The following is a 14,601-nucleotide window of genomic DNA, read 5'->3' as shown; positions in this document are numbered from 1 at the left end:
GAAGTGTCGAGGGATGGTCTGGACCCTACTCTCGCGAGCCGTCGGTGCCGATGGATCGGCCGGGAGGATGGGTGGCCTCGATCTCGGCGAGCAGCCGGTTGAAGTCGTCCCGTCCGCGGAGCGGGGCGAGGTCGGGGTCGTCGGACCGGAGCCCGTTGAGCTTGTGGGGCTGGAGGAACAACCCGGCCCGGTGGGCCGACGCCAGCAGTTCGACGGCCCGGGACTGATATCGCTCCGCAGATCGATCCCGCTCCTCAGCGGACATCCCGGCGGAGCTGCGAACGAACTCGGAGGCGATGGCGAAGCAGCAGGCGGCATAGAGCGAGGCGAGGCCGGACCGGGGCGCGCGGGAGAGGGCCTTCTCGGTGGCCTCGACGGCCGCCTGGGGTTCGCCGGCGCGAGCCAGGCGGTGCGAGTCGATGATCTCGATGAGGCAGAGGTTCTCCGCGAGGAGGGGGACGTCCGGGTGGTCGGACACCAGCCGCATGCCGATCTCTCGGACCTGCCGGTAGAGGTCGGGGACGACCAGCCCGGGGGCTCTCGCGTTGGAGTAGGTCGTGGCGATCAGGACGCAGCTATCCACCAGGCTTGAGAGCACCTCGGGCCGATCGGTCCGCTCCGCGGCGAGCTTCTCGCGGATGGCGAGGGTCGCGGCGAAGTACGGCTCGGCCCGGGCGAGGTCGGTCGCCGCCCACGAGTAGCCGAGCAGCAGGTTGGCTTCCGCCTGCTGGTCGAGGACCTCGGGCGATCCGGGGGCGTCGCGGAGCAGGGACGCGCAGGCGTCGAGGCAGGCGGCCAGCACGGCCCGCTCGGCGGGCGGGTCGTGGACCGCCAGGCAGAGCAGCCGGCCCAGCTTGTTCATGCTGGCCACCCGGCCGCGGCGGAACTCGAGCGATCGGGGATGCTCGCGGACGAGCTCTTCCCAGCGGGCACCCGCCTGCTCGAGGACGGCCCGCGACTCGTCGGGCCGCAGGACCTTGTGCAGGTGGTCCCCCAGCGAGTCCAGGGCCAGGGCGATCCCGGCCCGGTGGCGAGCCTCGCCCGGCTGGATCTCCGCGAGGTGCTCGAAGGTCGTCCTGGCGCGGGCCGCGAGCCGGATGGCCTCCGGGAAGTCGCCGAGCTCGTCGGTGAGCTTCGCCAGTTGGAGGTCGCTCCAGCCTCGCTCGGCCAGCACGGCCGGGCCTGCGCCGGCATCGGAGGGGAGCTGTTCGTAGAAGCTCCTCGCCTCCGTGAGGAGCTCCTGTCGATACCTCTCCAGTCCGTGGGCCTTGAGCTGCGGGGCGTCCCCGACCCTGTTGAAGAACCGGTTGATGGCGTGCATCGCCAGGCCGAGGTTCGCCTCGGCCCGGTCGCCGGCGACCTTCAGCAGCGCCGTCGCGATCGACAGGCAGGCGGTCGCCACCAGCAGCGTCGCGATCGCGACGGAGGCGAGCGTGCGATGCCGGCCGGCCCATCGCCGCAGCCGCGCCGGCCAGGGTTCCGGGTAGGCGTCGACCGGCTCGTCGGAGAGGAAACGGCGGATCTCCGCCGCGAGCTCGCCGGCGGAGGCATAGCGGGCCGCCCGGTCACGCGAGAGGCACTTCAGGCAGATCGCGTCCAGGGCTCGGGGGACGTCGCCGCGGCGCTGGCGCGGGGACGGCGGTGACTCGTTCGCCACCTGGCGGAGCACCTGCGCCGCGGGCCCCCGGAACGGGGGCTCGCCGGTGAGGATCTCGTGGAGGATCGCCCCCAGGCCGTAGACGTCGCTCCGCTCGTCCACGAGGTCGATGCGGCCCTGGGCTTGCTCCGGCGCCATGTAGCTCGGGGTGCCGATGACCGAGCCATCGCCCGTGGCGTCGCTCGGAATGTCCTCCATCGGCGGGCCGCCCGCGGTCGCCGGCGCCTCGACGGCCTCGGCCTCCGCGGCCGCCGGCGCCCGCTCGCCGCGGAGCACCTTGGCCGTGCCCCAGTCCAGGACCATGACCTCGCCGAAATCGCCGACGATGATGTTGCTGCCCTTCAGGTCGCGATGGATGACTCCCCGGCTGTGCGCGTAGGCCATCACCTGGCAGGCGGTGACGAAGGCCTGCAGCAGCTCCCGCAGCTCGGCCCGCCCCGCCCGCCCGGCCTCCCGCTGCCGATGATGCTCGGAAGCGGAGCCCGTCAGGGTGCGTCCGCCGAGGAATCGCATCGTGTAGTAGGCTCGCCCGTCCGCCGGGTCGATCGCCAGATCGAAGACCGGTACGATCCCCGGGTGCTGGAGCTGGCCGGTGATCCAGGCCTCGCGGAGGAACCGGGCGCGGACGGCTCGCTCCTCCGCCCGGGCCGGCTGGAGTCGCTTCAGTGCGACATAACGAGCCAGCGCGTGGTCCCTCGCCAGCCAGACCTCGCCGAAGCCGCCGATCGCGTGCTTCCGGACGAGGGTATATCGGCCTCGCCTCTCCCGACCGGAGTTGCTTCCCCCGCCCCCGCCGCCGCCCGTTCCGGGCCTCGGGCCCGCGGTGAAGTGGGTCTCGTCATCGCCGATTTCTCCAGCATCAAGAGTGGAACCAAGGGAGTCTCGGCGCGGCCACAGCCCGGGCTCGGGCCCGGCCTCGGTCGGATCGTCGAGGCCCAACCGCGCGTCGGGCGTCGATCCCTCGTGGGCCCTCCGGGTTCGGGCCGATCCCCCCGAGCCGGCATCGTCTGGGGGGGAAGAGAGTCCCCCGAAGCGGCCCGGGGACTCGTCGTCGATCTCGGTGTCGCCGGCCCGAGCGTGACGCTTTTTCTCCAGCAGGAGGAGCTGCGCCAGCAGCGCGTCCGGGCGAGCGTCTCGGGAGACGATATCCTCGATCCGCAGCGACTCGTCGGCGTTCCAGGCCCGCTCGACGCGGTCGCACAGATTCATGAGCTGCTCGAGCTCGGTGGATGGCGGGGAATCGCCCGCCTGCACCTCGTCGCTGCCCATGTGGCCTCCCTCTCCCGGGCTCTTCGGTCTTTCCCGGCCCGGACCGCTCCACCGCGAATCGGGCCGTTCCGCCGCCAGCCACCCTTGGATTCCGGGACCTGCTCCTGCGATTCCTCGACGGCCGTCTTTGAGTGTTCCAGGGGCGAGCCGAGAGAGGGCCGCCGGCCTCGCCACTCGGACGTGAACTTCAACCAATCCTATCAAGCGCAGGTTCGTGGTGACAATTCCGCATTCGAGCCGAGGGGACGGATCGGGGGCCTCGGGCCGCTGTCGGCTCGAAGGTGAGACTCGTGCTCAGTGGTCGCCGGGGATCCCGGGACGGAGCCGGCCCTCGAGCGCGTCGCAGGCCGCGGACACGCCGTCCTCGCCCGAGACGCGCTCGCCGACCTCCGCGGCCCGCCGGGCGCATGACGGATCGTCGCGGAGTAGGCGGAGGGCGGCCGCGACGCGTGGAGCGCTATAGCGAGGTCCCGGGAGGACTCGAGCGATTCCGAGACGTCGCAGGCGATCGGCATTGTCCGGCTGGTCGTGAGAGAAGGGGACGACGAGCATTGGCCGACCGGCCCGCATCGAGAGCCCGGTCGTCCCGATGCCCCCGCCGTGGACGATGATCGCGGCCTTCGGGAAGAGCTGAGAGTACGGCGCGTATTCGCACCAGATTGCCCTGGCGGGGTCGGCCGGCTCGACGACCGAGTGCCGCTTGCCCACCAGCACGGCGCGCATGCCGAGCGATTCGGCCGCGGCAAGGCTGTCCTCGAAGAACCGGCCGGCGACGTTCGCCGACGACATGCCGAGCGTGAAGACGATCGGCGGCGGGCCATCGTCCAGGAAGCGGGCCAGCTCACCCGGCAGGCCCGGCTCATCGCCATCCCTGAGGTCGAAGAACGGGAATCCGGTGACCTTCACCTGCGGCGGCCAGTCGGGCGGCTTCGGTGCAAGGACCGGCGAGAAGAGGGCCAGCGCGAGCTCGGGGGAGTGGGCATCGACGAGCGGGTGCCCCTTCACCGCGGGTAGCCCGAGCTCCGCCTCGAGCTGGCGAATCGGCCCGGCCCAGTGCCGCGTCGCGAGGCTCGCGAAGTTCCAAGCCCCCCTCCAGAACGCAGGACCGAGGGGCCGGAGCAGTCGAGAGACCCCCGGCCTGCCGGGGAACATCGGCGGGTCGTGGATCGAGTAGAGCGCACTGGGTGTGATGGCCGTGGAAACCCACGGGATTCCCGTCTTCGCGGCCACCAATCGGGTCGCGTAGAAGATCGTGTGCGATACGAGCAGGTCCGCCCCGCTGGCCGCCGCGGTCGCGTCCTCGTACGAGTCGCGGAGCGCAGGCAGGAAGAGCTCGCGGAGCACGCGGACCGTCCCCCGGCGCGGGTCCATGTACCGCGCCATGAACGACGGGTCGTCCACCCGGTCGCAGTCGGGCCGGACCGGCCGGAAGCCGAGGCCCAGGGCCTCGACCTTCGCCCGGTAGCAGGGGCTGGTCGCCACGACGGCGTCGTGCCCGCGTCCTTTCAATCCTAGCGCGATCGCGATGTAGGGATGGAGGTCGCCGAGCGATCCGACGGCCATCAGGACGATCCGACGGGGTGGGCTCACGGGGTCGCCCGGAGGCCGAAATCGTCCTCCACACCTCGATAGAAGGTATGGATGTGGTTCACGTCATTTTGCGTGTCGTTGAAGTCGATGAAGAGCGCCGGGCCCTGGATGCGGAAGGCGTGGTTCTTCGAACGGTCGGCCGGCCCGTACCAGGCGAAGTGGAGCCCGGCCTCGCTGTCGGCGAGCTGCCGCAGGATCTGGGCCTCGATGGGGGGCGGGAAGTTGGCCGCGTAGGCGCGGACGATTTTGGCGACGATCTCGCGCTGCTCGGCCGAGAGCTTCTCGCAGCCGATCCCCTCCGCGGCGGCCGACGCCAGCTTCGCGGAGTTCGGCGTGGTCGTCACGTCCGGGGCGACGCCGCGGACGATGGCGGCCTTCTTCTGGTCGTCCGTCAGGGAGGCGAGCAGCGCATCTACGGGTGCCTCGATCTCCGCGAGGTTGCGCAGGCCCTTGTGCGGCCCGGAGCGGACGATCGCGGGGTTGGAGCCGAACATGAACGGCGTGGCCGAGACCACCCGGCCCCCCTTCAGGGTGTAATTGAGCGCCAGGTGATGGCCCTCGACGCGCCAGCCCCAACCGGAGGGATCTCCGGGGGTGCCGAAGACGCTGACGAAGTAGAGCTCCGGGTCGCGGACCGGGCCGGTCCCCTTCTCGTCGACGCGGAGGATCTCCTCCAGGCTCATGATCGTGGTGGCCTTGAGGTTGCCCCGGGTCGAGAGCCCGGTGTCGAGCAGGCCGAAGGCCAGCGCCCGCTGTTCGGGCCTGAGATCCTTGATCGGAATGCCCTTGCGAGGGCGGGGGATCCAGTGCCAGTTCACCCGCTCCGGGCTGCCGAACGCGAAGGTCGCGTGGGCCCTCTGGGCGTCGTCGAGCGAATCGACGAACCGCCTGGCGGCCTCGGCCATGCTGGCCCCGAGGTCGGTGGCGGGATCGGCCGCCGGTGCCTGGCCGAAAGCCGTCGCGATGAGCATCAGGAGTGGCGTGGCGAGCGTCATGGGAGGGTCGGCTCCATCAAGGTGGGGTCTTGGAGGTGGGGCGGGGCGAGGCCGCCCCGGGCATCCGGGCGGACCGATCGTACCAGCGGACGGCGCCCTCCGCCACGCCCTTGCCCGAGCCCGCTGGTTGCGGTCGGACCGATGGATGAGGTCGGATCAGGGAGGAGGGCGGGTCGACGGTCGATCCGGGATCGTGAGACGTGGAGGCTCAGAGATGCCTGGCACCCTTGGCCAACTCGTTCGCCCACTCGACGAGGAGTGCCCGCTTGCCCGTCGAGAGATCACGCGTGGGAGGCATGTATCCCGTCGTCGACCATCGCTTCGGGTCGGACTGGTCCACCAGGTTGGGGGCGGCGGCCTCCATCTCGTCCTGTCGATGAAGTTGTATGAAGTTGGACATGATTGGAAATAAGAGATCATAGAATTTCCATATGGTGTCGTACTGGAATGACCAGCTCGTCCGAACATCCTTCGGGACCGAGGAGAAGTCGTCGTCGGGCATGACCCTCACGCCGGCGTAGGCGGCGATGTCCCAGGGATATCCATCCTCCAGGGCCTTGCCGTCGAGGGTGAACGCGAGGGCCAGCGGGCCGGGCCGGATGGCCTTGATCGGGATGGGTAGAGGCGTGGTCCTCCCCCGGGGGAATACGATGGTCGCGGGAAACTCGAGTCGGTTCGTCAGATGGGGCTCGAGCCCGACGAGCTTGAGGGAAGCGCTGGCGAGCTTCTGGAAACCGTCCGGGTCAACGACGTACTGGTACTCCCAGATCCAGACCGTGACGTCGTCGTCGGGGAGACCGCCGCGCTTCCGCACAAGGATGCTGACGTCGGCCCGGTCGCCGACATCGAGGTAGATGCCGCGGTCGTCCGTGTCGACGGTGACTCCGTTGCTGGCCTCGCCCATCAAGATGGCGAGACGGCCCGAGGTGTTCCCGTCGTCCAGGAGGACGAGAGTCCCACGATTCAGGTCATCTGGGCTGGCGACGGCCGGGTCGTAGGGGAGGTCAACGATGCCGCCGGTTGCCTCGTAGGTCGGGTAGTCGTAGGGGATCGGCGTACTGATCGGCACCGGGTCTCCCCCGGACGACGGGACAAGGGCCAGTCTTACCTCGCCGTAATCGGCCTTTGTGGGAGGTCGAGAAAAGTCCTTCTCGGGAAAGCAGGAGATCAGATTGAGGGAGACGACGTGTCGATCCGCATGGACGTGCGCGATCGCCGGGCCGAGGCCGTTGTCGGTGGACCTTAAGAGGAGCCGCCCGCCCGGCGCGGTCGCGAGCTCGCCATCCTCCCAGACGCCGATGGTCCCGACCATCAGGCTAAGGGCGGGGTTGTTCGGGAACTTGTTCTTCTGATACTGGGCGATGAGGTCCTCGTCCGTGATGCTTGGCTCGGGGAAGAAGACGCTGAACTGGAGCGTGACGCCCCTTGAGGACTCGACTGCAGCGGCCAACTCCGCGAGGAGGGGCGAGCGGTTACCCCCGCGAAATTCCAGATTGTTGCGGTCGATCGAGAGCTGCCAGGTCGCCCCGCAGCCGACAAAACCGTGCTCGCCCTGATAGACGCCTGCATTCCTGTAGAGGACCCAGCGGGAATAGGCGCGGACGTCCTGCAAGCCCCGGAGTTGGAGGTCCCCGCCGCCGACGGAGATCTCGCCCGCGAAGATCTGGCAGAGCGCGGAGCCCGTCGGGTCCAAATCGCAGATCCGAGCCGAGGGCGTGCCGGACGAGCCGAGGATCCGCACCCGGGCGCCGACCAGGGGATCGTCGGTCGTGGTTCGGCCGTTGAGGCCCGTCGCGGCGGTGATGGCGGCATCCTTGAATTCGATTGTCAGGCCGCCGAAGTAGTTCCAGCCGCTTTTAATGTACCAGTGAACTTGGTTATCCAGCGGGTTCGTTGCCTGGACTCCCTCTGTCATCCAGGCCCGCCCGTGGTCGTGGTCCATCTGGGAGAGGGGAGGGAGGAGCTTCACGTTGACGGCGTCGATGTTGTTCTGGACGTCGTCATTGTTGCCCGTCGCCGGGTCGATCAGGCACGCCCCCTTGAAATGGAGGCGAGGATAGCCGAGCACGCTCATTGCAGGACCCCCTGGGGTGTCGACTTGATCGGTAGGGGCGGGGCCGCCGGCACGGCGATGGCCGCCGAGGCGACGGGAGCCACGTGGACTTCGAAGATCCGGTTGCTCGCGTCTGTGGTCCCGCCGTGGGGCTTGTCCGAGACGATCCCACCATAGATGTGTCCGGCCAGGATATCGCCCCGGAGCGCATCCAACTCGAGGACGCCGACGCTGGGAGGCGCCGGGATGAACCGCGCGCCGGCCCCCAGCAAGGCGGGCAGGCGAAGCGGGGCCGTCGTGGCAGCCCCGTCCCCCTTGCCGACGAGGAATTCGGCGGCGGATCCGTTGGCGGCCCGGGAGATGCACGAGACGAGATCGACAAAGGGGAGCCCCTCGTCGTTCTGGAAGCCGCCGCCCTCCGTGTAGATCGCCTGGGAGATCCCGCCGAAGAAGACGGCGTACATCGACTTGGACGCCGCCGAGTGGATGGCAAGGGTCGCACAGTTGTACTGACAGAACCTCTGCTGAAACGCCCCGGCGGTCTCGATGACCGAGGGCGGGCCGCTCCCCGAGGCGGGCGGGTCGATGTCGATCGGCCGCGTCCAGGCGGTCCGGTCGCGGGGCTGGAAGACTCCGCCGTACGCGGTCAGGCGGCGTCCGCCATCCGGGCGGATCGCGGCGAGGACGTTCAGGTCGCGGCGGCGGAATCCGGGGTTCGCCGAGTCGTCGCCGACGGCTGCGTCCATGGTCACCGAGACGACGGCGCCGGTGTCGGTGATCCGGAACGGTCGGACCTGGAACGTGTAGAGCCCATTGACCGCCTCGGAGTAGTTGAAGTTGATCTGCTGGCCGAAGGCGAGGTAGAAGGTCCCGCCGATCAGGCCGAGCGACCCCCCGGTGACGCGCAGGTTGGGGTTGGGGGGCGATTGGCGGATATGGTCCCCCGCCGCCGTGCCATCGACGATTGCGGTCATGACCTGCGGCACGTCCACGACCGTGAGGGATCCGTAGGTTCTCATGGTCTGGCCGCCGGTCGGCAGTCCATAGCCGCCGACGAGGTAGAGCCGGTCGCCGTCCTGCACGAACTCGGGGTGGACGACGGCCAGGGAGTCCGCGACGCTTGCCGTCAGCCCAAGCTCGACCAGTCGGCGTGAGGCGACATGACGGCCCGCGGCGTCGATGACCCAGGCCCGATCGTTGAGCTTGTTGAAGTTGTCCGTCAGTGGGGGGGACGACGACCGGCCGTGCAGGCCGGCTTGCCGGCCGCCGATGCAGAGCCAGCGGCCGTCCGCGGCCCTCGCCACCGCGAAGGACTGCAAGCCGGGCACCGCCGCGAAGGTCACCTCGCGGAGGGTCACGGTGAAAGGCAGCGAGGGAGGATCGGCACCATGTGCGGACCCGCCGGCCGCCGCCATGAGGGCACCCACCAGACACGAGAGAATGGCTCGCTTCATGTGACCTCCTCGAGTCTTGATGACGAGTGTGCGCTTCCGGCGAGGACATCCGCGGAGGGGCCGGATCAGGTAGCCGAGTGCATCGCCGCGATCCGGGCCTGGACGGCGGGGTCGACGCTGGATACCCGCCAGGGCGGGATGTACAGGGTCGACGCGGAGGTCAGCCTGGTCCGGCAGAGTTCGGACAGTGGGCACGGGCACACATACGAGGATGTGGCGGGGAGCGTCGCCGCCTCGTAGACGTAGCCGATGTGGTCGGGCGGATAGAAGAGTCGCAGCCGCTCGACCAGCGACGGCAGGAGCGACAGGTCGTATCCCCCCCTCCGGTAGAGGGGATCGCCACCGACGCCGATCTGCCAGAGCACGACTGACGCCGAGTTGTCGATCACCCGGCCGTGGAGCAGGAAGTCGGCTGCCTCGTACGTCTGGCAGCCGTTGGCTGCCGGGTCGACGCAGAGGTCGGCAAACAGGCAGTCCTCGGCGGAGATCGCGGGCAGGATCCTTGCCGGGTATCCCTCTGCGCGGGCCTGACGCACGGCCTCATGGGTCGGGGTGGCGAAGATGCCGGGATGGCCGTAGGTCACGGTGCAGGTGACCATGCCGGACCGGACGCAGTCGAGCATCCGGCCGACCATGGCTCGGTAGCTTTGCTGGCGAGGCATGCCCTCGCCATACATCGGCAGGAGGGATTCGGCGCCCTGCGGGTTCAACTCTCGGATCGCGACCTCGGCGATGGGGTCGCCCACCACGTAGAGCACCCGATCGGCCCGACGCATCCAGGCGATGGCCTCGGTCGTCAACTGCCCGGCGATGCGGATACCCGTTCCCACGGCGATGAGCGATCCACGTCCTCGATCGGCGGACTCGACCATCAGATTGTCCCTCGACGTCGAAAGATGGAGCATGGTGGCCGACGCCAACCGAGCGCGAAGGCACCAATGCTCTCAGTGGGACGGCGTTGTCTTCGGGGGCGGTGAAGATGGGGCTGGCGAGGCGCACGAGTCCTCCGCCGTCGGCGCCGGATGGAGGTAGGTGGCGGGGACACCCGAGCCGGGCACACAGGCCGCGGGGGCCGCGATGACATAGATGACGATGGCCACCGGTGCCGTGGCCGATTGTCCGCAGGGTCCTCTGTAATAGGTGACCGGGTGATTCCCGGGCGGAGGAATGGGGCCCGTGGAAATGGGTAAGGGTGGAATGCTGCTGTGATGATAGGTGACGGGGATGCCGCCCGGCGGCAGGCCCCAGCCGGCGGGGTCGGCGATGGGGATGCTGGCGGGCGAGCCGCCCATGTAATGATAGGTGACGGGGATGCCGCTCGGCGGCAGGCCCCAGCCGGCGGGGTCGGCGATGGGGATGCTGGCGGGCGAGCCGCCCATGTAATGATAGGTGACGGGGATGCCGCGCGGGGGCAAGCCCCAGCCGGCGGGGTCGGCGATGGGGATGCTGGCGGGCGAGCCGCCCATGTAATGATAGGTGACGGGGATGCCGTGCGGCGGCGGGCCCCAGCCGGCGTGGTAGATGATGGGGTGCAGTGGCGGATTGACAGTCGATCCCGATTCCTTGGCGACGTCCTGCGGCGCCTTATGTCCCTGGGCCTCATGTGATGGGCTCGCGACGAATGTCCCGATGTCGCCGGCGAGGATCCGTTGGATCTGGTCCGGATCCAGTCCGAACTCCTTCATCGCGGTGACGCGATCCTCGCTATACCTTGCCAGCATCTCAGGGTCGGTGGCGAGCGTGAGGAGGAACTTCCGGGGATCTGCCACGGTCACCAACTCCTTCCGAATTGACAAGCGACTTGAAATGCGAGTCGAGGATTCGAGAAATCGAAGGGTCAGCCGAAGGGTGCTGTACTATCTCAGTGGTGGATCAAGAATGCAAGCGGTTATCGTCGCAATCGCGATGTGATGAGGGCCGCGGGCAGGCATTCTCAATGCGGTGCAAGGCTGGTTCCAGCCTCGATCTCGGCGACGAGACGTTGGAAATCGTCGCGCCCGCGGAGCGGGGCCAGGTCCGGGTCGGCCGACTTGAGGCCGGCGAGCTGGTGAGGCTGGACGAACAATCCCACCTTGTAGGCCTCGCGGAGGAACTCCATGGCGCGGAGCTGGTATCGTCGCGTGAGTTCCTCCCTGACCTCCGGCGTCGAGGCAGGGTCAAGGCGGGCCGACTCGGACGCCGTCGAGAGGCAGCACGCCGCATAGAGCATGGTGATGCCGGAGTGGGGCGCGCGCGCCAGGGCCAGCTCCACGGAGCTGACGGCTCGCGAGTGCTCGCCGGACTGCACAAGGTGGATCGCGTGCAGGATCTCAATGAGGCAACGATTCTCGGCCAGCGTGGGTACGTCTGGATGTTCGGAGACGAGGTGCTCGGAGATCTTCCGTACCCGCTTGAAGAGCGAGGCGACCTCGTCGGCGGCCCGCGCGTTCGAGTATCGAGCGGCGATGAGCACGCAGCTATCCAGGAGTTCGGATCGGAAATCGAAGTGATCGGGATGCTTGGCGGCAAGCTGCTCGCGGATTGCCAGGGATGCCTCGAAATGAGGCCGAGCCTTCTCGATGTCCTCCGTCGCCCAGGAACAGCCAAGCAAGAGGTGCGATTCAGCGAGCTGGTCGAGGACCTCGGCGGAGTCCGGGGCCTCGTGGGCGAGCCGTTGGGCGTCATCCAGGGTGGGGGACAGGAGGGCCCGCTCTGCCGGCGGGTCGTGGATGGCCAGGCAGAGGAGGCGGCCGAGCTTGTTCCGGCTGATGATGTGGCCGGATCGGAACTCCTGGGACGTGGGATCGTCGTGGATCAGCGACCCCCACAGGGCGTTGGCGCGGGCCAGCGCCTCCCTCGCCTCCGTGGGCTGATGGTTGCTCTGATAGTGGCCGCCGAGCAGGTCGAACGCCCGGGCGGCGCCGGCGCGGTGGTCTCGGTTCGACGGTTCGAGCCGCATCAGGCCTTCAAAGGTGGAGCGAGCGCGCGAGGCGATGAGGATGGCCGCGGGGAAGTTGCCAACCTCGTGGGTCATCGCGGCCAGCCGGAGGTCGCTCCGCGCGCTCTGGGCGAGCGCCACCGGCCCGGCGCCGTCCTCGGGCAACAGTTGCTCGAAAAGGGATCTCGCCTCGGTGAGGAGCTCCTGCCGGTGTTTCTCCAGGCCGCGGGACCTCAGGACCGGATCCTCGCCGACGCGGCTGTAGAGCCGGTCGATTGCGTTCATCGCGAGCCGGAGATTGGTCTCGGAGCGGCGTCGGGCGCGAGCCTCGCGGTTGCCCGCAACCATGAGCAACGCGGCGGAAATCGCCAAGCAGACCGTCGTGATCAGGAGGCCGGAGACGAGGACAGCGGCGAGGGTCTGATGACGGCCGATCCATCGCCTCGCCCGGCCCGACCATCTCTCGCGATGGGCCGAGACCGGCTCGTCGGCGAGGAAGCGGCGGACCTCCTCGGCGACCTCCCCGGCGGTCGTGTAGCGGGCCTCCGGAGCCTTGGCCAGGCACTTCAGGCAGATTGCCTCGAGGGCGGGAGGGACGGCGACGCCCCGCCGCCGGGGGGGCGTCGGCTGCTCGTGGACGACCCTCCACAGCACCTCCGAGCTGGTCCCGCGGAATGGCGGCTCGCCGGCGAGGATCTCGTAGAGGATCGCCCCCAGACCGTAGACGTCGCTCCGAACGTTCACGCGTTCCAGAAATCCCATCGCCTGTTCCGGGGGCATGTAGCTGGGCGTCCCCAGCACCTCACCCTGGATGGTGAGCTCCTCCGTCCATCTCCCGGCTGCCGCGTCGAGCGACGGTGATCCCTTGGCCGGGGCCGCCCCCGGCTCCTTGCTCCCCAGGACCTTGGCCATGCCCCAGTCCAGGACCATGACCTCGCCGAAGTCCCCAAGTACGACATTTCGCCCCTTGAGGTCGCGATGGACGACTCCTCGGCTGTGGGCATACGCCATCACCTGACAGGCCTGGACGAACGCCCCCAGGAGCTCCCTCAGGCCGAGTTCGCCCGCCTCGCCCCGTGCCCGGCTCGCGTGCTGGGAGCGGGCGGAATCGGCGAGCGTACGACCGGCGATGAACCGCATCGTGTAGTAAGTGCGGCCGTCCTGATCGTTGCGGGCCAGGTCAAAGATCGGCACGATGCCGGGATGTTGGAGCTGCCCGGTGACCCAGGCCTCGCGGAGGAACCTGGCGCGGAGAGACGGATCGGCAGCCTTTTCCGGGTGGAGTTGCTTGAGGGCCACCTCGCGGTCCAGGACATGGTCCCTCGCCAGCCAGACTTCGCCGACACCCCCCTGGGCGTGCTTCTCGATCAGCTCGTACCGGGGGACGCTCGATGGCTCGAGGCTCGGCGGGGCTCCGCCCTTGGCGCGCCCTCCCCGCGTGATCCCCGGTCCGGCGGCCCCCGAGAGGTTTCGTAGGGTGGAGCCGGAGGCGGCCGTCGAGTCGTCGAGGCCGGCTCGCGTGCGGTTCGCGAGCGGCTCGACACGGAGCCCGTGCGTCGGGGCCTCCTGGGCGAGCGTCCCCTCGGGCCTGGCCGACGAGCGAACCCCGACCGAGCTGGTGTGCCAGGTCCCGAACGCGGCCTCGATCGCGCCGTCACGGTCGGTGAACCGGGCCCGGTACTCGTCCGGGGACGGCGAGTATCCCGCATCCATCAGGAAGTCGAGTTCCAGCAGGATGAGCCGCTCGAGCAGTTCGTCGGAATCGCGGTCGGACGCGAGAAACTCCTCGATCGCTGGCCGCTCTCCCGTCCGCAAGGCCCGGTCGAATCGGTCGCAAATGCTGATCAGTCGCTCGAGCTCCCCGCAAGCCAACGAGCTTGCGGTATCCCCCCGGGTGGTTCTCACGGGCATTCGCCCTCCCAGGTCTTGCGGATCACCTCCAGGCGGTCCGCCACCGTTCGCGTCGAGCAATTCAGCCGCTTGCCGATCTCCTCTCGCGTGTAGCCCTCCATCTTCCAGACGGCCACGTTGCGATAGGTATCGTCCTTGAGCATGCCGAGCAACCGACTGCACTCGTCGGCGCACATCGCCGCGAACTCCGGCGAAGGCTCGCGTGCCTCCGCGGTCTCCAGCAGGGCGGGCGAGGATACCCGGCCCCCTCCCCGCCGCTTCGCCCGTCGCCGCTCGATCTGGTCGCAGACCTTCCGCGCCGTGACCATCACCAGGACTTGCCAGAGGTCCTCGCGATCCGAGAGGCGAGGGAATCGGCCCATCGCCGCGCCCCTGCAGACGCTGTCGATTGCGCTCAGGGCCGCGGTCTCCTCGCCGTCCACGGCCGACGATCCGGAGACGCCCTGGAGGCGGGTGGCCGCCATGCGGACCAGCCTTTCGAAGTAACGCTCCCAGAGCAACTGGGCCGCGTCGGGCTCGCCCCGCTTGAGAGCCTCGATCCAGAGCGTGATCGAGCCGTCCTCCTCGCCCCCGGCGCATCCTTCCGCTGCCTCGTGTGTCATCGCTCAGTCCTCCCCACGCCGCTGGAGTCGCCGGCCAGATGCGTCAGCCGTTGCGATCCCCCTCGGGGAACGTCGGCAAGCCCTCACCCCGGTAGCCAGGTGGACGGAATCCATGCGGTGGGCCGCACCTCATGGAGCTCGCGCAAGGCATCT

Annotated in this window: 9 protein-coding genes; all 9 read right to left on the bottom strand. The window is 69.1% G+C overall.

Annotated features, from left to right (window positions below; translation table 11 throughout):
* Positions 1-25 precede the first annotated feature (25 nt).
* The 9 genes from G6O54_RS16150 to G6O54_RS16110 all read right to left on the bottom strand — a co-directional run bounded on the left by G6O54_RS16150 (position 26) and on the right by G6O54_RS16110 (position 14,448).
* Entirely contained in the window at positions 26-2,926 is a 2,901-nt protein-coding gene (locus tag G6O54_RS16150) for a serine/threonine-protein kinase (RefSeq protein WP_165226682.1), read from the bottom strand.
* 294 nt (positions 2,927-3,220) lie between these two features.
* Positions 3,221-4,516, bottom strand: coding sequence for a glycosyltransferase (locus tag G6O54_RS16145; protein WP_250846924.1), 1,296 nt, complete (start codon positions 4,514-4,516; stop codon positions 3,221-3,223).
* Complete coding sequence (locus G6O54_RS16140; RefSeq protein ID WP_165226681.1) at positions 4,513-5,511, bottom strand: DUF3500 domain-containing protein; 999 nt, start codon at positions 5,509-5,511, stop codon at positions 4,513-4,515. The genes G6O54_RS16145 and G6O54_RS16140 overlap by 4 nt, the downstream gene beginning before the upstream one ends.
* A gap of 208 nt (positions 5,512-5,719) precedes the next feature.
* Positions 5,720-7,585 carry a hypothetical protein gene (locus G6O54_RS16135; RefSeq protein ID WP_165226680.1) on the bottom strand — a complete coding sequence of 622 codons (1,866 nt, stop codon included), beginning with the start codon at positions 7,583-7,585 and terminating at the stop codon, positions 5,720-5,722.
* The gene (locus G6O54_RS16130) at positions 7,582-9,018 is read right to left on the bottom strand and encodes a hypothetical protein (protein WP_165226679.1); all 1,437 of its coding nucleotides are present in this window, start codon (positions 9,016-9,018) and stop codon (positions 7,582-7,584) included. The genes G6O54_RS16135 and G6O54_RS16130 overlap by 4 nt, the downstream gene beginning before the upstream one ends.
* A 65-nt stretch (positions 9,019-9,083) precedes the next feature.
* A complete protein-coding gene (locus G6O54_RS16125; RefSeq protein WP_165226678.1) occupies positions 9,084-9,890 on the bottom strand; it encodes an SAM-dependent methyltransferase in 807 nt (268 codons plus the stop codon).
* Positions 9,891-9,962: 72 nt separating this feature from the next.
* Complete coding sequence (locus tag G6O54_RS16120) at positions 9,963-10,787, bottom strand: hypothetical protein (protein WP_165226677.1); 825 nt, start codon at positions 10,785-10,787, stop codon at positions 9,963-9,965.
* A gap of 164 nt (positions 10,788-10,951) precedes the next feature.
* Positions 10,952-13,840, bottom strand: a complete 2,889-nt coding sequence (locus G6O54_RS16115; protein ID WP_165226676.1) for a serine/threonine-protein kinase — start codon at positions 13,838-13,840, stop codon at positions 10,952-10,954.
* Positions 13,837-14,448 (bottom strand): ECF-type sigma factor, encoded by a 612-nt coding sequence (locus tag G6O54_RS16110; RefSeq protein ID WP_165226675.1) that lies wholly within the window; start codon positions 14,446-14,448, stop codon positions 13,837-13,839. The genes G6O54_RS16115 and G6O54_RS16110 overlap by 4 nt, the downstream gene beginning before the upstream one ends.
* Between the last annotated feature and the right edge of the window lie 153 nt (positions 14,449-14,601).

It is taken from the genome of Aquisphaera insulae, assembly GCF_011064615.1.
In the GTDB taxonomy this organism is placed as follows: domain Bacteria; phylum Planctomycetota; class Planctomycetia; order Isosphaerales; family Isosphaeraceae; genus Aquisphaera; species Aquisphaera insulae.
Note: the sequence above shows the minus strand (reverse complement) of the source record. Positions and strands in the feature narration are given on the sequence as shown.